This is a genomic window from Roseburia sp. AF15-21, assembly GCF_003479505.1.
Classification (GTDB): domain Bacteria; phylum Bacillota; class Clostridia; order Lachnospirales; family Lachnospiraceae; genus Roseburia_C; species Roseburia_C amylophila.
This window is the reverse complement of the sequence record NZ_QUHG01000015.1, coordinates 1-20,227: the sequence shown is the minus strand read 5'-3', so window position 1 is coordinate 20,227 and position 20,227 is coordinate 1. Positions and strand designations below refer to the sequence as shown.

Sequence of the window (20,227 nt, the reverse complement as noted above, 5' to 3'; positions counted from 1 at the left end):
ACTAAGAAGCTATAAAGCACGGTCTATGACAGAACCTGCATGTAGAAAGTTTATCCGTGCAGTCCGGTATACAACTGATAATATTTACCCTTCTGGGCAATTAGTTCGTCGTGGCTGCCCCGTTCAATAATGCGGCCCTGCTCTAATACCATGATACAGTCACTGTTCTTAACAGTGGAGAGACGGTGGGCAATGACAAAGGTTGTTCTGCCTGCCATCAGTTTATCCATACCATCCTGAACGATACGCTCGGTTCTGGTATCGATGGAGCTGGTTGCTTCGTCAAGAATCAGTACCGGAGGATTGGCAACAGCTGCACGGGCGATGGCAAGTAACTGCCGCTGTCCCTGGCTTAAGTTGGCACCATCACCGGTCAGCATGGTATTGTAACCATCCGGAAGATGACGGATAAAGGAATCTGCATTGGCAAGCTTTGCAGCAGCGATAACTTCTTCATCGGTAGCATCCAGTTTACCGTAGCGGATATTTTCCATTACGCTGGCGGTAAAGAGGTGGGTATCCTGCAATACGATACCAAGGGAATGTCTTAAGTCAGCTTTCTTAATCTTGTTGACATTGATACCGTCGTAACGGATTTTACCATCCTGAATATCATAGAAACGGTTAATCAGGTTCGTAATGGTAGTCTTACCGGCACCGGTAGAGCCGACAAAAGCAATTTTCTGACCGGGAGTAGCAAATAATTTTACATTGTGTAAGACAATCTTATCATCATTATATCCAAAGTCTACATCATCAAAGACCACATCACCCTTTAACTCAACATAGTCAATGGAGCCGTCTGCCTGATGCTGGTGTTTCCAGGCCCAGCGTCCGCTTCGGGTATTGGAGGTCTCTACAAGCTTTTCTCCGTCTTTTTCTACATTGACAAGAGTAACATAACCTTCATCTGTTTCAGGTGTTTCATCCAAAAGGGTGAAGATTCGCTTGGAACCTGCCATAGCCATAACAATACTGTTTAACTGCTGGCTGACCTGGTTGATTGGCATATTAAAGCTTTTGTTAAAGGTTAAGAAACTTGCCAGTCCGCCCAGTGTAAATCCACCGATGCCATTTAAGGCGAGGACACCACCAACCATGGCACAGAGTACATAACTGATGTTACCAATCTGGGCATTTGCCGGCATTAAGATATTGGCAAATTTGTTGGCATTGTCAGCACTGCGGAAAAGCTGGTCATTTAATTTGTTAAAAGCTTCGATACTTTCTTCTTCGTGGCAGAAGACTTTAATTACCTTCTGACCATCCATCATTTCTTCGATAAAACCATTGGTTGCACCAAGGTCACGCTGCTGAGCGATAAAGTATTTACCACTTTTCCCGGCTAGATTTTTCGTGACAAGGAGCATGACACCAACCATTACAAGAGTAAGAACAGTCAGTGGGATATTCAGGATAATCATGTAAATCAGTACACTGACAATGGTAATGACACTGTTGATTAACTGCGGAATACTCTGGCTGATCATCTGACGAAGGGTATCAATGTCATTGGTGTATACAGACATGATATCGCCGTGGGCATGCGTGTCAAAGTATTTAATTGGCAGTGTTTCCATATGGGTAAACAAATCGATTCGCAAATCATTTAAAGTACCCTGCGTAACATAAATCATAATCTTAGAATAAGCAAAGGTACTTAAAACTCCCACACCGTAAAAGCATGCAACACGAAGGATGGCAGCAGCCAGCGGTGCAAAGTCCTTATCCGGTGAATTCAGAATCGGGATAATATAGCTGTCAATCAGGGTTTTCATAAACATGGTTCCCTGGGTGTTGGCAAGAACACTTAATACAATAAAGACAAGTACCAGGAAGCAGGCAATTCCGTATTTCCGGAAAATGTAAGCCATCAGACGGCAGAATAATTTGCCCGGATTCTTTACTTTCCTTTTTTCAGCCATTACTGAGCACCTCCATTCTCATCAAAGTCACCACCGCCGCCGGTCTGGGATTCATAGACATCACGGTAGATGGCATTATTTGCTAATAATTCTTCATGGGTTCCAAAGCCGTTAATCTTACCTTCATCTAAGACAATAATGCGGTCAGCACTCTGGACACTGGAGATTCGCTGGGCAATAATCAGCTTGGTTGTACCCGGAATCTCTTCGGCAAAGGCTTTGCGGATTTTGGCATCAGTTGCGGTATCTACGGCACTGGTGCTGTCATCCAGAATCAGAATCTTCGGTTTCTTTAAGAGGGCACGGGCAATACAAAGACGCTGCTTCTGACCACCGGATACGTTGGTTCCCCCCTGTTCGATGTATGTATTGTATTTATCCGGAAAAGTGTTGATAAAATCATCGGCACATGCTAATTTGCAGGCACGGATACATTCTTCTTCCGTAGCATTTTTATCGCCCCAGCGCAGGTTATCAAGAATTGTACCGGAGAAAAGCACGTTTTTCTGCAGTACAACGGCAACCTGGTTACGCAGGGTATCAAGGTCATACTTTCTTACATCAATGCCGCCAACGGAGACAGAGCCTTCATTTACATCATACAGACGACTGATTAAGTTCACCAGACTGGACTTGGAACTTCCGGTTCCGCCTAAGATACCGATGGTTTCACCGGAATGAATAGACAGATTGATATCGGAAAGAACCGGCTCAGCCGCATCTTCTTTGTAGCTGAAGGTAACATGGTCGAAGGTAATGCTTCCGTCTTTTACTTCCATAACCGGATGCTTTGGGTTATTTAAGTTACTCTTTTCGTTTAATACTTCAGAAACACGACGGGCGCTGGCAACACTCATGGTAATCATGACAAATACCATGGAGAGCATCATCAGGCTCATCAGAATATTCATACAGTAGGTTAAGAGACTCATCAGCTCACCGGTAGTGAGGCTGCTGTTTACAATCATCTTTGCACCAAGCCAGCTGATTAAAAGGATACAGGTATATACCGTAAACTGCATGGCAGGAGCGTTGAAAACAACAACATTTTCAGCCTTTACCAGGAGCTTGTAAATATTTCCGCTGGCTTTCTTAAAAGTAGAAGCTTCATGGTCTTCACGGACATAAGCTTTTACGACACGGATAGCGGAAACATTTTCCTGGACTCTTGCGTTTAAGTCATCATATTTTGGAAAAGCTTCATTAAAATATCTGGTAGCAAACCGGATGATGATAGCAAGCACACCACCTAAGAGGATAACGGCAATCAGATAAACGCTGGCAAGCTTCGGACTGATAAAGAAGGACATTGCCATGGCACAAATCAGACTGGCCGGTGCTCTCGTACACATGCGGAGGATCATCTGGTAAGCATTCTGCAGGTTGGTGACGTCAGTAGTCATACGGGTAACAAGACCTGCAGTGCTGTATTTATCAATGTTAGCAAAGGAAAAGGTCTGAATATTTTCAAACATGGATTTCCTTAAGTTACGGGCAAATCCGGTGGATGCCCGGGCACCATATTTTCCACCCATAATTCCGGCAAACAGGGAGAAGCATGCAGCAACGACCATCCAGGCACCGACTACATAGATGTGATGGATGTCACCCTTGTTGACACCATTATCAATGATGGAAGCCATCAGAAAAGGAATTAAAGTTTCCATCAGAACCTCAAGAATCATAAAGATAGGAGTTAAGATGGAATCACGTTTAAATTCTTTAATCTGGGCAGCTAAAGTCTTTAACATAAATTTCACTTCCTTTTTTCTAAATTGTATGCTATAACATAAATGTTAGCATACTAACAGATATTGTTATATAACAATATTTTTTATATGTCAATGAATTTTTTGGGAAAGAAAAGAAGGATTATGAAATGTGCGAAGAGAGAAAACTTGGAAATGACATCCGGGTCATACACAATATGATAGGAGCATACTGTGACCGGTATGGTGCGGATCAGAGAGATGGTGTGGCACCGATGCAGGGGCGGACACTGGGCTTTTTATATTGTAATAAAGATAAGGTCATCTGCCAGAAGGACATTGAGCAGGAATTCTTAATTTCCAGGGCAACGGCAAGCAAAATGCTGCAGTCCATGGAGAAAAAGGAACTGATTACCAGAAAAGAACTAAAAGAAGATGCACGATTAAAGCAGATTCTTCTGACGAAAAAGGGGGAACAGCAGCATTTGAAAATGATGAACTTCTTTTCTGAAATGGAGAAGCTCCTGGTGGATGGAATGACAAAAGAAGAAGCAGATGAACTATATTCTCTTTTGAAACGTGTACGCTATAATCTTGAGAAGAATCTGTAAAGCTTAGGAAAAGACATAAGGAAAAGAGAAGGTTCTACTTCCTATATATATGACTTTTTGCTATAATAGATGCAAACGAAGAAAAGGGAGGAGCAGGAGATGATTATTTTCTGGTTAGCACTTTTTGTAATATTACTGATTATAGAGATTATTACGGTAGGACTGACAACCATCTGGTTTGCAGGCGGAAGCATGGTAGCCCTGATTGTGGCAGCAGTAGGAGGTCCAGTCTGGCTGCAGGTAATTTTATTCCTTGTGGTATCTTTTGTATTGTTATTCTTTACAAGACCATGGGCAGTAAAATATTTAAACCCGCATAAGACCCGGACGAATTACGAGGATGCCATCGGAAAGACCGTACGTGTAACAATGAAGATTGACAATATCGAAGAGACAGGAACAGCTGTATTAAACGGACAGGAATGGACGGCAAGAAGCAATGACGATGCAGTTACCATAGAAGCAGATACTACTGCAGAAGTTGTGGCAGTAAGTGGTGTCAAACTGATTGTAAAACCACAGTAGAGTAAGAAAAGATAAGGCAGGCGGTTGCACATGAAACTTGGAATGGTATTTGAAGGCGGAGCCAGCAGGACAATTTTTTCCTGTGGAGTGGCAGACGCATTTCTTGAAGAAAATATAATGCCTGATTATTTTATCGGCGTATCGGCAGGAATAGCCTTTGGCTTATCCTATTTGTCAAAGCAGCACGGCAGAAACTTAGAGCTTGCAAGAAAATATATGTCAGATGGTAATTATCAGGGATTTAAGTTCTTATTTGATAAGAACCGCAAGACCTTTTATAATCTGGATTACGTCTTTGATGAAGTGCCAAATAAATTACTGCCTTTTGATTATGATGCATTTGCTGCGTTTCCGGGGCAGGTGGAAGCAGCAGTGACGAACATTCATTCCGGTAAGGCGGAGTATCTTGAGGTGCCAAGGGACAGCTCCAGTATGGCAGTTATCGAAGCAAGCTGTGCACTTCCGGTATTTTTTAAGCCGGTGCAGGTAGGCAGACGCTATTATCTGGATGGCGGCGTGGCAGACTCCGTTCCGTTTGAGAGGGCATTAGAGCAGGGCTGCGATAAAGTAATTGTCGTACTGACAAGAGAGCGTGGCTATGAGAAGCATACGGATGGAGGAACGAAGATTTCTTCTGCATTATATCGGCGTTATCCGAATATCGTAAAGGATTTGAAGGAGCGTCCGGCAAAATATAATGAGTCCATGCAAAAATTATTCCGGTTGGAAAAAGAAGGACGCGTTTTTGTAATTGCACCGGATACGACCCATGGGGTAGGCAGAACCGAAAGTGACCCGAAGCGGTTAGAAGAATTATACGAAGAGGGTTATCTTGAGGGCAAAGAACAGATGGTAGCATTAAAGAATTATTTAAAGAAGTAAGAAGCAGGAATGATGAGTGAACAGATAGAGCAGGAAAAGACAATTCATTATAATGATGCAAAAATCTGGCAGATTGCATTTTTTTCCATGAATAATACAGCAGCAAATCTGTATCTGGCTTTGATGGGCTATATCTCATACTATGCCAATTCCATGGCTGGCTTTTCTGTTGTGTTGATTTCTTCACTGGTAACAGCAATGAATATTTTTGATGGTGTAACTGACCCTGTGGTTGGTTTTCTGTTGGATAAGAGTAAAGGACGGTTTGGAAAATTCCGTCCTTTTATGGTGGCTGGAAATATACTGATGGCAGTCAGTGCTGTTCTCCTGTTTGCGACAACACATCTGATTTCAAAGTGGGTACGGATTCCGTATTTTATTATTATCTATGCAATTTTTATTATCGGATATACCTTTCAGACTGTGGTTGCCAAATCGGGGCAGACGATTATTACCAATAATCCGAAGAAACGCCCACTGTCCACTTATTTCGATTCCATTTTCATCATGGCGGCATACGGCGGCAGTGCCTTGTTTGTAGCCAATTATCTGGTGCCGAAATACGGTGGATTTACCAACGAAGAGCTGTATGTGGAGTATGTATTCTGGGTTGTGGTATTGTCGGCACTGGCAACACTTTTGGCGGTAATCGGAATCTGGAAGAAAGACCAGCCGGGACGCTATGAACATCAGCAGACACAGAAGATTAAGGTGTGGGATTTTTTCTTGATTTTAAAACAGAACAAGCCAATCCGTATGCTGATTATGGCAGCCTGCACCAACCGGTTTGCGGCAACGGTATACAGCCATACAACAGTAGGCGTTATGCTTTATGGCATCATGATGGAAAATTATGGAATTGCCGGATGGATTGGTGTGGTGGCAGCATTGCCAACGCTTTTGGTAGTGACCGTTGGCATCCGGGCAGCACAGCGGATGGGACAGAAGAAGGCGCTGGTATTATTTACGGGACTTGGCATTTTCTTCCAGTTACTATTGATTGTGGTATTGATGCAGGACAATATCAATACGGTTACTTTTAATCTCAAACATTTTAATGCCATTTCCTTCTGGTTTATGTTATTCTTTGTATTGTTAAATGGCTGTAAGTCCATTACAAATAATATGGTGGTGCCGATGATTGCAGACTGCTCCGATTATGAGCAGTACCGCAGCGGTAAATTTGTACCGGGACTGATGGGAGCACTGTTTTCCTTTGTAGATAAAATTTTTGCGGCACTGGGAACGGCATTTGTAGGACTGGTAATGTTACTGATTGGATATAATAAAACATTTCCACAGATTGGTGATGCCTTGACACCGGTATTGCGTTATACAACCATATTCCTATTTTGCGGAACACCGATTATCGGCTGGGTAAGTTCTTTGATTGCGTTGAAATTTTACCGGCTGGACAAGAAGAAAATGAATGAAATTGCGGCAGCATTGCAGGAGGAAGAGATAGAATGAAAATCGTTTTTTTAGATGCAAAATCAATTGGAGAGGATATTGATTTATCCACATATGATGCATTGGGAGAAGTTATAAAATATGATTTCTCGACAGCAGAGGAAGCGGCAGTACGAAGCGTGGATGCAGATGTGCTGGTACTAAATAAAGTAGAAGTTAACGAAAAGACCATTGGAAATGCAAGCCACTTAAAGCTTGTGTGTGTGACGGCAACCGGAACGAATAATCTCGATAAGGCATACCTTGAAAAACGTGGTATTACATGGCACAACGTAGCGGGATATTCCACGGAATCGGTGGCACAGCATACCTTTGCCATGCTGTTTTATTTACTGGAAAAACTGCCTTATTATGACCGTTATGTAAAAGATGAAAAATATATCGGAGATAAAATGTTTACCCACTTTGATAAACATTTCGGAGAGCTGGCAAAAATGACCTGGGGCATTATCGGACTTGGAAATATCGGAAGAAGAGTTGCAGATATTGCAAAAGCCTTTGGCTGTCGTGTCATTTACTATTCCACTTCCGGACGGAACAGCCAGCCGGGCTATGAGCGTGTCAGCTTCGAAGAACTGTTAAAGGAATCGGATATTGTATCCGTTCATGCACCGTTGGATGAAAACACGTTGGATTTGATGAATAAAGAAGCTTTTCATCAGATGAAGAAAACGGCTATTTTCTTAAACCTTGGAAGAGGACCGATTGTGGTAGAAGAGGATTTGGCAGAAGCCTTGGAACAGGGTGAGATTGCGGCAGCAGGACTGGATGTCCTCCGGGTAGAACCGATGAGTCCGGAAAATCCGCTGCGCAGAATCAAAGACAGTGAGAAATTACTGATTACGCCGCATATTGCATGGGCGAGTGTGGAAGCCCGCACCCGCCTCATGGAGATTATCTGTGGTCAGATTCAGGAATTTTTCTCTAATGGAAGTCCGGAATCATAAGAGTTGTTTCCTAGCTCTAAGGAAAGTGCATCTAACTGTTCCCGGTAAACCGGCGTTCCAATTGGAAGCGTAAACAGTCTTGCAGTTTTATTTAAGATGGACTGATACCGGGTTCCCGCAGTATCCAGAAGGTCAAAGAAGGACTCATGGGAGACATCTTCTTTGTTCCATGGATTCCGCCAACGGAAATGACGAAGATTCAGCGGGTCTACCGTAAAAGTAAAGTAGTCACTTGGAATCAACGGAGAAATACATGCATAACCTAAAGTCTTTGCCTCGATTTTACGGGCAAGGACTTTTTTCTTGCCCTGCGGGTCACGAATCCATGCGGTATTAAGTTGCACAGCTTCTAAGGCAGCCTGCATGGAGCGGTAAGTAAAGCGGTACTCTTTATATGTGGAGCTGTAAGCCTTTAATAATAAAGAAGCAATAATGTGCCGTTCCTTCCGGCTGATGTGCAGGGTGGCACTCTGGTTGAATTCAGATGGCGCACAGTTTTTATAATAAGTAAGAAGCTCTGCATCAATATCTGTTTCCAGATATACATGATGACCAAAATAACCCTTATCATAAGTGCCATAGTGTGACTTGGCAAAGATATATGGATGACAGGTAGTATCTAAGACATAATGTCCAAGAAAGCCGCAGATATAGGAAATGGCAATCTGCTGCTCCGTCTCTTCCAAGAACATGTCCTTACTTTTTAAAAGCTGGGTAAGAAAAACACCGGTATTTTTGTGGTGTGCCAACTGCCCGATATTTCCGGAAGAGCGGAGGTAGGACGGCAGGTAATAAAAGAAAATATCCGGTCCCTGTAAGCCCATACAGAATGCATGCGGAAATTTACGGATGCAGGAAACAAGATCCGGTTCCTCTAATTCACGAAAAGAATTCAGTCCAAATAAATAGTGGGTGGTAAATCCTGGCATAACAACAATCCTTTCAACTAATTATATTTTAAGTGATTGCAGCAAATTTTAAAGGGTGAGTTTTTTGCTATTTAAAAGTATCTTTTTCGGCTATAAAATACCGCAGTTCTAAAGTGCATGTTTTTCTTCCTGTGATAAAAACCGTCTTTCCAATGTTTGACAAAAGTACTGCACGGTTCGCCGAAATGCGGATGCATGATAAGGGCTGTTAGGGGCACCCGGAATTTCGTCTGGCATCCGGCAACGCTGGCACAGGACGTGCCAGCGAGGCGCATCTGAACATGGATGTGAATTTGCGCCGGTTGCCAGAACGAATGAAATGTAAATCGAAATTCCCAGTGCCCCTTGCAGGCTTTATGTCGCATCCGCATCCGGCGGACCGTGCGGTACTTCCGTCAAAGCAGGCGGAAAGACAGTTTACAATCAAGAAAAACATGCACTAAGAACTGCAGGCATTTCATATCAAAGAAAAAGATATCTTTTGAATATCAAAAACTCACCATTTAGAATTTCTTTCGTTGCAATCGCTTATATATAGATAATTAAAGTATAGCACTTTTTGCCAGGAAATATAATACAGAAGTTTGACAAAAAATGGATATTTGATATAATCCTGTGTGTGACGAATAATCCATGGAGATACGTGGTAAAATAGACAGGCAGCAGAGGAAAAAGAGAACTGGGAGTGAGGTTTTATTAATAAGCGGACAAAGCAAATACTGAAACTGGTTTTTGTAATTGCCATCGTAGCAATTATCATTTATACGTTCCGGGATTCAGCCGGACCAATTTTAAAGGAGCTTTCTACAACTGCACCTTGGGTGGTCATTACCATCTGCGGTGCCGGTGTTATGTATAATGTGGTAGAAGGATGGATTAATTATTCCTTCGCAAAGCAGTATAATCCACAGTTTACATACCGGATGGGTGTAGAGAGCGCCTTTTATTGCTCATTTTACCGTGTGGCAACCTTAGGCAGTGGTGCCGGTGTGGCAGCGGTATATTATTTCAATGAAAAAGGAATTCCGGTTTTTCAGGGAACCGGAATGTATATGGTAGAGTATGCGATTCATAAAGTAACGATTGCAATCTTTTCCATTATTTTCTTCCTGTTAAATTTCGGATTTATGAAGGAACATTATTCCGAATATTTTAATCTTCTGATTGCAGGATATGTGTTGACGGCAGTGATAGCAACTGCATTACTTTTATTCTGCTGTTCAAAGAAGTTCCATGGAATTTTACTTTTCCTGGTGGACAAGCTGAACCGCAAAGGAAAATTCGATGCGCAGACAGCCATGTTACGGGAACAGTGTGGCATCTTAGAGGATGCAGCAGGCATGCTTCTGACCAAGGGAAAACTAATCGCATCCATTGTAGCTAAGAATCTGTTGAAATTTGCATTCTGCTATGGCATACCATTCGTGATTTTATATCGGGAATATGGATTGACACTGTTACAGTCCTGGGCAGTTACTTCCCTTGCTTTTATGCTGGCAGCAGTCATTCCGTCTCCGGCAGGAATCGGTTCCTCAGAGTTTGTATTTACCGCATTGTTTACAGTATTGGTAGGAACCGGAGAAGCCGGTTCTGCGGCACTGTTATACCGTTTTGCAACATTCGTACTTCCATTTGTTATCGGTGGTGTGGTGGTATTACTGCATAAGCGTATTGACCGACGGATTGCAAAACGCAAGGCAGATAAGGCACAGCAGTAAGGGAAAGAGAAGGAATTAAGATGAAAGAAAGAAAAGGAATCAGTGGCAGCACACTGAAAATCATTGCGATTATAACGATGTTAATTGACCATATCGGAGCCGGAGTTCTTGGCAGATTGCTGGTAGTCCGTGGTATGAATGAGGCGGCAGATCTGAATGCATGGATTGATGCCAACAGTACCCTGGTGATTACATATCAGATGATGCGTTTTGTCGGAAGACTGGCATTTCCGATTTTCTGTTTTCTTTTAATCGAAGGTTTTGAACATACACATGATGTGAAGAAATATGCACTTCGTCTGCTTTCCTTCTGCCTGGTATCTGAAATTCCATTTGACTTATTATTCAATGGAAAAATATTGGAATTCGGTTATCAGAATGTATTTTTTACACTGTTTATCGGACTGATGGTTATGTGGGGATTTCAGGCAGTGGAGAATCAGGAACGGTTTGCGAAGTTTAAGAAAGTTATTTTTGATGCGGGAATTCTTGCAGCAGGAATCCTTGCGGCAGAATTTTTAAATACCGACTATGCCGGAATTGGCGTTGCCTGCATCGTATTACTCTATGTATTCCGTAAGAAAAAATCCTACCAGCTGCTTGCAGGATGTATCGGATTTTCCTGGGAGCTTACTGCACCGCTGGCATTCATTCCGATTGCGTTTTATAATGGAAAACGTGGACTTTCTTTGAAATACTTTTTCTACATTTTCTATCCGGCGCACCTTCTGATTTTGTATATCATCTGCTGGGCAATGGGAATGGGACCGATTGCAGTCGCATAGATTTCTTTAAGATTTTGTGAAGAGGCTTGCAAACAAAAAAGACCTGCGTTATAGTAGCGGGTGGACAGAAGTTCTGTCACAGAAGAAGACGGCAGGATTGTAAGAAATGAATGAGAATAAAGCAGAAAGAAATAAAATAGAACAGAATAAAAAACATTCAGCTAGACTTATCGAACTGGATTATAAGAAAACAAATATAAGAGCCGGACTCATTGCTTTTGCAGTGATGTTGGGCTTTTGTCTCTATGGTGGGGTAAATGTTCTGGTGGCAGCTGCCGCAGGGCTGATTTATTTTGGCATCAAAAATCTTAGGATTACATTGCCGGAGAAAGCCAATCCTATCTGGGCTGCACTTGAAATTTTCTTAAGTGCCATCATGACAGAGCATATGGTGCAGTATCTTTTGCTGGATGCAGAGCTGCGGGAGAAAATCAGTGTGAATCACACCCGATGGAATGTGCTCTGCTGCATGGTCTTTTATCTTGCCCTGTTAGTGATTACAGCAAAGCCGAAGATTGCCTGCATGATAGGACATATTTTCCTTTTAAGCCTTGCAGGAATCAATTACTTTGTCTATCAGTTCCGTGGAAATGAATTTTCTTTCGGAGATTTGAAAGCGGCATCCACCGGACTTTCCGTAGCGGCAAATTATAAATTTGTATTGGAAGACCGGGCGGTCTATGTCATACTTTTTAGCATGATATATGTTGCCTTTATAAGAAAGCTGAATTTTGAATTTAAAAAGAAATGGATGCTCCGGATCAGTGCCTTTGCGGCAGCACTGGTAATGGGAATTTATGTGGGAATTGCCTCAGAAGATACGGTAATGGAATCCTGGGAACAGAAAGGAACTTACCGCAACGGCTATATCTTAAATTTTGTACTCAGCATCCGGGATTCCTTTGTGGCGGAGCCGGATGGATACTCAAAAGATGTGGTGGAAGAAATTTCCAAAGAATATCCGGCACTGGAGAATAAAGGCTCGGAAGATGACCCGACCATTATAGTTATTATGAATGAGTCCTTTGCGGATTTGAGTGTGATTTCCCATTATGGATTTGAGACAACGGAAGAGGTAACACCATTTTTCGATTCTATGGACACCAATGTCATTAAGGGATATGCACTGTCTTCTGTCTTTGGTGCAAAGACACCGGATTCCGAGTGGGAATTTCTGACGGGAAATTCCATGGCATTCCTGCCAAGCGGCTCCGTGCCTTATCAGCAGTATATGTCAAAGAAACCGTATTCCCTGGTGAGTACCTTAAAGGAGCGGGGATATTCCTGCATTTCCATGCATCCTTACTATGCGTCCGGCTGGAGCAGAAGCAAGGTTTATCCGCTGTTGGGCTTTGATGATAGTCTCTTTATCGATGATTTTGACCAGACCAATATCATGCGGGAATATATTACGGACCAGGAATTATACAATAAAATCATTGACCAGTATGAGGCAAAGACTTCTGATGAAAAATTATTTATCTTAGGTGTTACCATGCAGAATCACGGTGGCTATACCGATTATTATGATAATTTCCAGAATACGATAAATCTTAAGAATCATTATTATAGTGATGTAAATCAGTATTTAAGCCTGATTCATGAGAGCGATAAGGCACTGGAAAATCTGATTACTTATTTTGAAAATGTGGATGACAAGGTCGAAATCGTATTTTTCGGAGACCATCAGCCGAGCCTGAATAATAATTTCTATCAGTCCATGAATGGCAAAGGATTATCCGGTCTTACCCTGGATGAACTGCAGGAATTATTTACAGTACCATTTTTTGTATGGACGAATTATGACAGTGAAAGTAACGATGTGGAACTGACCAGCCTGAATTACTTATCTACAATGACACTGCAGCAGGCGGGTATTGAACTGCCGGCATATAACCAGTTCTTAGCAGACTTACAGGAAGAGATACCGGCAATGAATTCCAGAGCATTTTATTCGAAGAGCCAGGGTGAATTCTTTCATTATTCTGAGGCACAGGGGGAAGATGCAGACCTTCTGAATCAGTATAATATCCTGCAATACAACAACATGTTTGAAAAAGAAAAAGACAAGGATAAAAATCTTTTTCCGTATTATGAAACACCGGATTAAAGAGTGAAAAACATAGAGAAAGTGAAGGGTATGGGAAAAACGGAAAGGCAGGGGGAAGATGTACCGGATTTATCTTGTGGAAGATGATGTAATTATAGCCAGAAGTATTAAAAAACATTTAGAAAACTGGGAATATGAAGTGCAGTGCACAAAAGATTTTTCAGCAGTTACAAAAGAATTTGCGGAGTTTGCACCGCAACTGGTATTGATGGACATCGGTCTGCCTTTCTACAATGGCTATTACTGGTGCAGTGAAATCCGCAAAATTTCCAAGGTGCCGATTATTTTTCTCTCATCGGCTGCGGACAATATGAATATTGTCATGGCAGTGAATATGGGAGCGGATGATTTTATTGCAAAGCCTTTTGACCTAAGTGTTCTTACGGTAAAAGTACAGGCAATGCTGCGACGCACCTATGATTTTACGGAGACCGGAGAAATGCTGACCTATCACGGAGTGATGCTTCAGGTGGCGGAAGCAGCCCTTACCTATCAGGATAAGAAAGTGGAACTTACCAGAAATGAACTGCGGATTCTAAGGACACTGATGGAAAATAAGGAAAAGGTAGTCTCAAGGGATACGCTGATGACAAAGCTCTGGGAGAGCGACTGTTTTGTGGATGAGAATACACTTTCCGTAAATGTAAACCGCCTTAGAAGGAAACTTGCGGATGCAGGTCTGGAGGATTTTATTCTTACGAAGAAGGGAATCGGGTACCGGCTGAAATGAAATTTATCAAAAATTATCTGAAGGAAAATCTGAAATGGCTGTTGTTAGTGCTTGCCTGCTTTGGAATCCTGTGCTTTGTAATCGGATTTGAGCAGGTGCCGCTGGCACAATGGGGATATGCAGCATTTTTGTGCTTCTTTCTGTATTTACTGGTAGTAATGATAGACTTTACAAGGCGTTATCTGCATCATAAGAAACTGGAAAAGCAGACTTCTGAAATTGCAGTGACAATGGATAAGCTGTCATTGCCACGGGGACAGATGGAAACGGATTATCAGGAATTGCTTCGCTCGTTATATATCACCCTGCAGCAGCAGATTAATGAGCTGGAAAACGGGCAGGTGGAGCAGGCAGAATATTTTACCATGTGGGTGCACCAGATTAAGACGCCGATTGCGGCACTGCGCCTGCTGCTGGCAGAGGAAGAGGATGAGCGGAGCCAGGAAATGTGGGAAGAGCTTTTCTCCATTGAGCAGTATGTGGAAATGGCATTGCAGTTTACCAGAATATCAGCGAAAACCACAGATTTTGTAATCGGGGAAGTTGCGCTGGATAAAGTAGTACGGGAGGCAATTCATAAGTATGCAAGGTTATTTGTGCGAAAGAAGATTAAATTGGAATTAAGTCCGATTGATGCACAGGTGCTTACTGATGAAAAATGGCTGGAGTTTGTCATAGAACAGGTTTTATCCAATGCAATCAAATATACTGCCGGTGGAACGATTTCCATTTACCAGAAAATAGCTGTGACAGGCGAGAAGAAAGAAGTAAAAGAACTTATCATCGAAGATACCGGGATTGGAATTGCGCCGGAGGATTTGCCACGAATCTTTGAAAAGGGTTATACCGGATACAATGGACATGCCGACAAGCGTTCTACCGGCATCGGACTGTATCTCTGCCGGAAAATTATGCGTAAGCTGTCCCATGAAATCACGATTGAGTCGGAGATTGGAGTGGGAACGAAGGTACATCTTGAAATACGGTAGGAGTGGAAGCTTCCATTTTTTTTTCAAAAGTAAGTTAAAGTTTTCTTAAAACAGTATCTACGGAGCGTGGAATCCGCATAAATTCACCATTTTCTACGTCCCGTGGGTGTACTTAAAAATGAAATTACCAGATAATCAAAGCAGAAAGGAGGAAAGCAGATGGATCAGATAATAATTGGAAAATTTATTGCAGAAGAAAGAAAAAGAAAGGGTTATACCCAGAAGCAGTTATCTGAGAAATTAGGAATTAGTGATAAAACGATTTCTAAGTGGGAATGTGGAGTTTCCCATAGTTAAAGATACCACACCCAATATCACAAACTCACGCTTAAACAATATTCCTTAGTCAACCACATACAATAACAAATACAAAAAAGCTGGAAGCAGACTTAATTTTGCTCCCGGCTTTTCTTTATTGTTTTGATGAAGTCGTTCAATGATACTTGTTTTTGCTATCTGCTTACATAATGTGCATACTTGTCACTTGTGTTCTGATATATCTGTCCCTCTTATTGCCTAAACTCATATTAAGGGTGTGATATATCCAAGTGCAATAGCCTTGTTATAGGCTTCGATAGCATTTTTAGCCCCCAGCTTATCATAGATGCTTTGGATATGGTTGTAAAGTGTCCGTTCACTGATATACAGTTCTTGCGCTATTTCATGCTTTGTTTTCCCTGTTCCAATCGCCTTAATAATTTCCGCTTCACGATCTGTCAGGGGATCTAATAAAGGGGGCGTAGTGGACTTGTGACCTTTACTAATAGCTGTGAGTTTTTTTACCAACTCGTCAGCAGAAGCAGACTTATCAATATAACTTACGGCGCCTTTTTTAAGTGCCTCCTGTCTATAAACTGGCATATCATAAGAGGATAGCATAACCACCTTTATTTTTGGCTTTTTACTATATATCGTTTCTATCAGATCAATGCCAGAACTTTTTGACTGCTCTCTTAGGTTGACATCAAGTAATACAATGTCCCATTCGTCTACGGAAAGAATATTCCAAAACTCTGTTTCATTACTTACATAGCGACAGATAGAGATTTCATCCCAATCTTCCAGAAGTTTGCTTAAACTCTCTCCAAATATCCTGTGATCATCAAATAGTAATATCTTCATTTTTTCTCCCCAAAACTGCCGTTGCAGTTAAAATACCATCTTTCTCTAAATACTGAATGTTACCACCATTCCCATTTATCAACACCGTCAAGAACAGCATACCACCTTTGGAAGAAAGAATATTTTCAATGTCATTTGGTTTCGCTCCATCATTTTGACAGGTAATTACGAGTCTACTTTCTTCATTTAGCGCGATTTCCAAATGAATAAAAGTAGCGGCAGCGTGTTTATAAACATTGTTGACAAGTTCTTTGATTATCTGCATAGTCTGTTCCAAACTGTTATCTTTTTTCAAAGCAATCCTTGCTTCGCTGTCAATCGTGAAATCTACAAGTATATTCTTCTTTGGGTACAGCTTCTTAATCGCGTCAAGCATATATCCGATATGTTCCCATGAAGCATACCCCGAAAAGATATTAGAGGAATAGAAATTCATCATATTTCTTACCCGCAATTCCAAATCAGACAATATCCTTTTTGTTTCATCAACATCTGGTGAGCGAAGCGACAGGAGATTTTTGGCACCTCCAATGTCTTGAAGCACATCGTTATGAAGCAGTCTTGAGAAATCTTCCCTCTCATTTGCAATATAGTTCGTTAATTCATAATACTTTGTCAACTCCTTGTAACGGGCCTCCATGTCGCCAAGATGAATGACAGCAAAAGCCTCAAATAAAAGCATTATAAGCTGAAAAAATACATTGACTTGTAGGGTGGACAAATCAAAGCAATAAAGTACGACTGTAAACAAGGGAATCATAAGAGCGAGGACATATCTTGCTTTCCTCTGGGCAATCGGAAGAATATTAACCTGTTTCAAATTTATATATCTATAATCAAGGAAAATTCCCATGAACATTCCAACTAACATGGTTATAACAGGGAGAATTTGGAAATCAAAAAACGACAGTATGATAGCTGCAATTCCAAACAGCAAGCGAACCATTTTACCCCGGCTTGCGTCAGTTCTTACCAGCATTATTCCGATAATCAATGCAAAAAACAGAAATGCACCCATGTATAAGGTGGAAAATCCATCATACATCAGCGCCGCAATAAAGGAAACAGAAAGCAGGTTCCAGCCACATTCAGATATTGTTGCCTTTCGCCGTGATGTCATTACATGAAGATAGAGCAGATTGAGATAACAAAGCAAGACGGCAATCGACAATAAGTTGATGGCTCCGTCATTCGCAATTCCTTTATGTGTTCTATCCAATATAACCCATAAAGTCACAATACCCGCATGAAGAAACAGATACGGATAGAAGCGTTTATCCTGCATAGCCCCCCTCCTTTCAGCTAAAATTCATTATGTTAGTAATATGATGATACGATCCGTTCTTTAGTCATCAGACATAAACCACACGCAGTCAAAACTATTATACTCACTGGAGAAAATAGTAGCAACACCCACACATTATTCGTTTTCATAAATATCCCACATTTTAAGACAACCAGCAAAATATGAAGCAGTGTTGCAAAGATAGGAATACTCTTAAACCAGTTCATATTTCTAATCCAGAGAATCAAAACATTTATAAATGCCGAATACAATATGCTAAGGATCAGAAAATAGGTGCCTAATAACAAGATAAGGTTTGGCAGGCGAATGGAAATTATCAAAAGTAGAGGAAACAAAAGGATCAGCGTTCCAATCCATAGTGATAGCAGATTCTCCTTAACAATACTTGAGATTTTAATACCATTAGCAAGTTTCCATTCTATTCTCTTTGTGATTTTTTCTTGCTGCAACATATCCTTGCTTATTTCTCCGGCAAAAAAGATAAATAAGCACAGGTATCCATCAAGCATAAAATACTTTATATCAACGCCAAATACAATGTTTTCTGAAATATCCCCAAAGTTCATCAGAGAGATCATGCCGAAGATAGCTGCTACCGCACTCATAAATATAAAATTCCAGTTCAATACCCTTTTAAGGTTTAAGGTTATCAAACCCATTCGCCATCCCTCCTGATAACTGTTTCGTTGCTCATGTGCCGAGCCTTAAAGAAACTTAATAGTACAAACATCATGCAAAGTGCAACATCAACCACAATAATCAAATAGTCAATTCCTATATGATGTTGATTCACAAACTCTGTAATCTGTTCTGCCGACATCGCAATCAAATAAACCAGTGCAAAATTACCAAAGAACAGAACATTTTTGAACAGTTTTACTCGTTTTACATCCAGTACAATGATATTCAAAGCGACAATCTCACAAAAACTAAGTACAAGAATACTAAGATAAACGCATACGATCCGCCCAAAGCTCATTGTCCAGTCGGTAAAGTAATAGCAACTCATAAAAACAAAGAACGGGATAATACCAGAAAATCGGAAAATCTGTATCGAATACTGTTTTATAATCTCTTTTACCGCAATTCCAGAAGCTGCAAAAAATTCAACTCTCCGGCTTAACTTATCCTTTGCTGTCAAATCTACAATCATAGCACCGGATTGCAGGGAGGTAAGACCAAAAATAACCGCATAGAGCATTAGGACTAAATAATCTTCTCCCTTAGACTGCAAGGCGTCCATCTGCATTGCAAAGCTCATAAAAATCGCCAGAATGGCAACAATCGCAGTATCAATTAGGAGGCTTTTACTTCTGGTAAGATAGTAGCCTGCGCCTTTTCCCATGTTACTCATGCCGATTGCCCTCCTTAATAAAGATTTCTTCCAATGATTGTCCTTGCATTTCTTGAATACCCTTATCAAACAGCAATCTGCCATTTTTAATCATAGATACATCATCAGCGCACTTTTCAATCTCGCTAAGGTCATGTGAAGTGATAATAACCGTTTTTCCGTCAGCTTTTAGAGCCTCTATCAAACTACGGATTTCTACTCTGGATATGGGGTCTACACCCGATGTTGGTTCATCCATGAGCAGAATATCCCGTCCCATCATAATCACAATCAAAAGGGACAGTTTTCTTTTCATTCCTTTAGAATAAGTGCTAACACGCTTTCCTAAATGCTCGGTCAATCCTAATTGCGTACAATAACTGTCTGAACGATCATTTATTTCAAATCCAAAGTATTTCCCAAAAATTCTCAAATTTTCAAGACCAGTCTGTTCTTCATACAGATAGTCATCTTCAAGCTCCATTGCATATTTCCCTGCAATGTTGATTGTCCCTGCATTTGGCTGGTATACCCCTGTAATCAAGCGTAGCAGTGTTGTCTTTCCAGAACCGTTCGGACCAATAATCGCATGGATTGTATTTGCTTTTACATTCAGGCTAAAATTTTCAAACAAAACTCTGCCACCAAAACCTTTTTTTAAGTTCTTTACTTCAATCGCATTTTGAATCTCAGACATATTTTTTGCTCCTTTCATTTGGTGCTCCACCATATAGGTATAGTGTATAAAACGAAGAAGCATTTTGCATGAGTAATTACTGCAATTTCGATACTGCCATCAGGCAAATGTCACAGAAACCTCACAACGAGAAAAAAATTTAGTATTCTGTCAGTTCCACAATTACATTACTTTGCAGATACAGCCAGTCCGTAAATTCTTTCGGGCTGGCTGTTCCTGTTTTTACAGCCTTTTTTCTCTGCAAGGCTTCTTTCTTAAAGTCGGAAAAGGCAACCTGTATTTTTTCCAGACGGTCAGCCGGAAAGCCTGCGGTATTCTTTACTCGGTTTATTTTGTTGCGCCAGTTCTGGCATTCATTTTTATAAAGCAGGTCATAGTTGTTTTCTCTTGCCCTCTCGTCAAATTCCCGCTTGTTTTGAAGCGCCTGTACTTTTCGGCA

General features: G+C 41.2%; 18 protein-coding genes and 2 pseudogenes. 11 read left to right on the top strand and 9 right to left on the bottom strand.

Annotation, left to right across the window (positions count from 1 at the left end; genetic code table 11):
- Positions 1-50: 50 nt before the first annotated feature.
- Complete coding sequence (locus tag DWW33_RS14890) at positions 51-1,925, bottom strand: ABC transporter ATP-binding protein (RefSeq protein WP_118639789.1); 1,875 nt, start codon at positions 1,923-1,925, stop codon at positions 51-53.
- The gene (locus tag DWW33_RS14885) at positions 1,925-3,676 is read right to left on the bottom strand and encodes an ABC transporter ATP-binding protein (RefSeq protein ID WP_117841563.1); all 1,752 of its coding nucleotides are present in this window, start codon (positions 3,674-3,676) and stop codon (positions 1,925-1,927) included. Before DWW33_RS14885 ends, DWW33_RS14890 begins: the two co-directional genes overlap by 1 nt.
- A 128-nt stretch (positions 3,677-3,804) precedes the next feature.
- Between DWW33_RS14885 and DWW33_RS14880 the strand changes: the two genes are divergently transcribed.
- The 5 genes from DWW33_RS14880 (at position 3,805) to DWW33_RS14860 (ending at position 8,069) form a co-directional block, all read left to right on the top strand.
- Positions 3,805-4,245 carry a MarR family winged helix-turn-helix transcriptional regulator gene (locus DWW33_RS14880; RefSeq protein ID WP_117697810.1) on the top strand — a complete coding sequence of 147 codons (441 nt, stop codon included), beginning with the start codon at positions 3,805-3,807 and terminating at the stop codon, positions 4,243-4,245.
- Positions 4,246-4,344: 99 nt separating this feature from the next.
- On the top strand, positions 4,345-4,770 hold the full coding sequence (locus DWW33_RS14875) for an NfeD family protein (protein WP_118639788.1): 426 nt from the start codon (positions 4,345-4,347) through the stop codon (positions 4,768-4,770).
- A 30-nt stretch (positions 4,771-4,800) separates the two neighbouring features.
- Positions 4,801-5,652, top strand: a complete 852-nt coding sequence (locus DWW33_RS14870; protein WP_118639787.1) for a patatin-like phospholipase family protein — start codon at positions 4,801-4,803, stop codon at positions 5,650-5,652.
- A gap of 12 nt (positions 5,653-5,664) precedes the next feature.
- A complete protein-coding gene (locus tag DWW33_RS14865; RefSeq protein WP_117697808.1) occupies positions 5,665-7,122 on the top strand; it encodes an MFS transporter in 1,458 nt (485 codons plus the stop codon).
- Positions 7,119-8,069: a D-2-hydroxyacid dehydrogenase gene (locus tag DWW33_RS14860; RefSeq protein ID WP_118639786.1), complete on the top strand. Its 951-nt coding sequence runs from the start codon at positions 7,119-7,121 to the stop codon at positions 8,067-8,069. Before DWW33_RS14865 ends, DWW33_RS14860 begins: the two co-directional genes overlap by 4 nt.
- Here the strand turns inward: DWW33_RS14860 and DWW33_RS14855 are convergent.
- Positions 8,033-8,998, bottom strand: coding sequence for a zinc dependent phospholipase C family protein (locus DWW33_RS14855; protein WP_118639785.1), 966 nt, complete (start codon positions 8,996-8,998; stop codon positions 8,033-8,035). The genes DWW33_RS14860 and DWW33_RS14855 overlap by 37 nt on opposite strands.
- 695 nt (positions 8,999-9,693) lie before the next feature.
- On the opposite strand from DWW33_RS14855, the gene DWW33_RS14850 reads away from it, so the two are divergent.
- From DWW33_RS14850 to DWW33_RS14825, 6 genes and pseudogenes are all read left to right on the top strand, one after another.
- Positions 9,694-10,716 (top strand): lysylphosphatidylglycerol synthase transmembrane domain-containing protein, encoded by a 1,023-nt coding sequence (locus tag DWW33_RS14850; RefSeq protein ID WP_330419836.1) that lies wholly within the window; start codon positions 9,694-9,696, stop codon positions 10,714-10,716.
- Positions 10,717-10,736: 20 nt separating this feature from the next.
- Positions 10,737-11,501 carry a TraX family protein gene (locus DWW33_RS14845; RefSeq protein ID WP_117947177.1) on the top strand — a complete coding sequence of 255 codons (765 nt, stop codon included), beginning with the start codon at positions 10,737-10,739 and terminating at the stop codon, positions 11,499-11,501.
- Positions 11,502-11,607: 106 nt separating this feature from the next.
- On the top strand, positions 11,608-13,611 hold the full coding sequence (locus tag DWW33_RS14840; protein WP_118639783.1) for an LTA synthase family protein: 2,004 nt from the start codon (positions 11,608-11,610) through the stop codon (positions 13,609-13,611).
- A 58-nt stretch (positions 13,612-13,669) separates the two neighbouring features.
- A complete protein-coding gene (locus DWW33_RS14835; protein WP_118639782.1) occupies positions 13,670-14,341 on the top strand; it encodes a response regulator transcription factor in 672 nt (223 codons plus the stop codon).
- Complete coding sequence (locus DWW33_RS14830) at positions 14,338-15,330, top strand: sensor histidine kinase (RefSeq protein ID WP_118639781.1); 993 nt, start codon at positions 14,338-14,340, stop codon at positions 15,328-15,330. The genes DWW33_RS14835 and DWW33_RS14830 overlap by 4 nt, the downstream gene beginning before the upstream one ends.
- A gap of 159 nt (positions 15,331-15,489) precedes the next feature.
- A pseudogene (locus DWW33_RS14825) lies at positions 15,490-15,612 on the top strand (helix-turn-helix domain-containing protein); the annotation flags it as partial.
- A gap of 240 nt (positions 15,613-15,852) precedes the next feature.
- Here DWW33_RS14825 and DWW33_RS16170 read toward each other — a convergent pair.
- The 6 genes and pseudogenes from DWW33_RS16170 to DWW33_RS14795 all read right to left on the bottom strand — a co-directional run.
- Positions 15,853-16,452 carry a response regulator transcription factor gene (locus tag DWW33_RS16170; protein ID WP_009243057.1) on the bottom strand — a complete coding sequence of 200 codons (600 nt, stop codon included), beginning with the start codon at positions 16,450-16,452 and terminating at the stop codon, positions 15,853-15,855.
- Complete coding sequence (locus DWW33_RS14815; RefSeq protein WP_118639780.1) at positions 16,433-17,737, bottom strand: hypothetical protein; 1,305 nt, start codon at positions 17,735-17,737, stop codon at positions 16,433-16,435. Before DWW33_RS14815 ends, DWW33_RS16170 begins: the two co-directional genes overlap by 20 nt.
- A 32-nt stretch (positions 17,738-17,769) precedes the next feature.
- Positions 17,770-18,417, bottom strand: coding sequence for a hypothetical protein (locus tag DWW33_RS14810; RefSeq protein WP_021738928.1), 648 nt, complete (start codon positions 18,415-18,417; stop codon positions 17,770-17,772).
- Positions 18,408-19,112 carry a hypothetical protein gene (locus tag DWW33_RS14805; protein ID WP_118639779.1) on the bottom strand — a complete coding sequence of 235 codons (705 nt, stop codon included), beginning with the start codon at positions 19,110-19,112 and terminating at the stop codon, positions 18,408-18,410. The genes DWW33_RS14810 and DWW33_RS14805 overlap by 10 nt, the downstream gene beginning before the upstream one ends.
- Positions 19,105-19,806, bottom strand: a complete 702-nt coding sequence (locus DWW33_RS14800; protein ID WP_118639778.1) for an ABC transporter ATP-binding protein — start codon at positions 19,804-19,806, stop codon at positions 19,105-19,107. The genes DWW33_RS14805 and DWW33_RS14800 overlap by 8 nt, the downstream gene beginning before the upstream one ends.
- Before the next feature lie 121 nt (positions 19,807-19,927).
- Positions 19,928-20,227, bottom strand: a pseudogene (locus tag DWW33_RS14795) (hypothetical protein); the annotation flags it as partial.

Bases quoted from the DNA above. Each gene is read 5' to 3' on its own strand.
- DWW33_RS14870 (WP_118639787.1), top strand. From the start codon at position 4,801: ATGAAACTTGGAATGGTATTTGAAGGCGGAGCCAGCAGGACAATTTTT.
- DWW33_RS14860 (WP_118639786.1), top strand. From the start codon at position 7,119: ATGAAAATCGTTTTTTTAGATGCAAAATCAATTGGAGAGGATATTGAT.
- DWW33_RS14815 (WP_118639780.1), bottom strand. From the start codon at position 17,737: ATGCAGGATAAACGCTTCTATCCGTATCTGTTTCTTCATGCGGGTATT.
- DWW33_RS14800 (WP_118639778.1), bottom strand. From the start codon at position 19,806: ATGAAAGGAGCAAAAAATATGTCTGAGATTCAAAATGCGATTGAAGTA.
- DWW33_RS14885 (WP_117841563.1), bottom strand. From the start codon at position 3,676: ATGTTAAAGACTTTAGCTGCCCAGATTAAAGAATTTAAACGTGATTCC.
- DWW33_RS14875 (WP_118639788.1), top strand. From the start codon at position 4,345: ATGATTATTTTCTGGTTAGCACTTTTTGTAATATTACTGATTATAGAG.
- DWW33_RS14890 (WP_118639789.1), bottom strand. From the start codon at position 1,925: ATGGCTGAAAAAAGGAAAGTAAAGAATCCGGGCAAATTATTCTGCCGT.
- DWW33_RS14845 (WP_117947177.1), top strand. From the start codon at position 10,737: ATGAAAGAAAGAAAAGGAATCAGTGGCAGCACACTGAAAATCATTGCG.
- DWW33_RS14855 (WP_118639785.1), bottom strand. From the start codon at position 8,998: ATGCCAGGATTTACCACCCACTATTTATTTGGACTGAATTCTTTTCGT.
- DWW33_RS14835 (WP_118639782.1), top strand. From the start codon at position 13,670: ATGTACCGGATTTATCTTGTGGAAGATGATGTAATTATAGCCAGAAGT.
- DWW33_RS14830 (WP_118639781.1), top strand. From the start codon at position 14,338: ATGAAATTTATCAAAAATTATCTGAAGGAAAATCTGAAATGGCTGTTG.
- DWW33_RS14840 (WP_118639783.1), top strand. From the start codon at position 11,608: ATGAATGAGAATAAAGCAGAAAGAAATAAAATAGAACAGAATAAAAAA.
- DWW33_RS14865 (WP_117697808.1), top strand. From the start codon at position 5,665: ATGAGTGAACAGATAGAGCAGGAAAAGACAATTCATTATAATGATGCA.
- DWW33_RS14810 (WP_021738928.1), bottom strand. From the start codon at position 18,417: ATGGGTTTGATAACCTTAAACCTTAAAAGGGTATTGAACTGGAATTTT.
- DWW33_RS16170 (WP_009243057.1), bottom strand. From the start codon at position 16,452: ATGAAGATATTACTATTTGATGATCACAGGATATTTGGAGAGAGTTTA.
- DWW33_RS14805 (WP_118639779.1), bottom strand. From the start codon at position 19,112: ATGAGTAACATGGGAAAAGGCGCAGGCTACTATCTTACCAGAAGTAAA.
- DWW33_RS14880 (WP_117697810.1), top strand. From the start codon at position 3,805: ATGTGCGAAGAGAGAAAACTTGGAAATGACATCCGGGTCATACACAAT.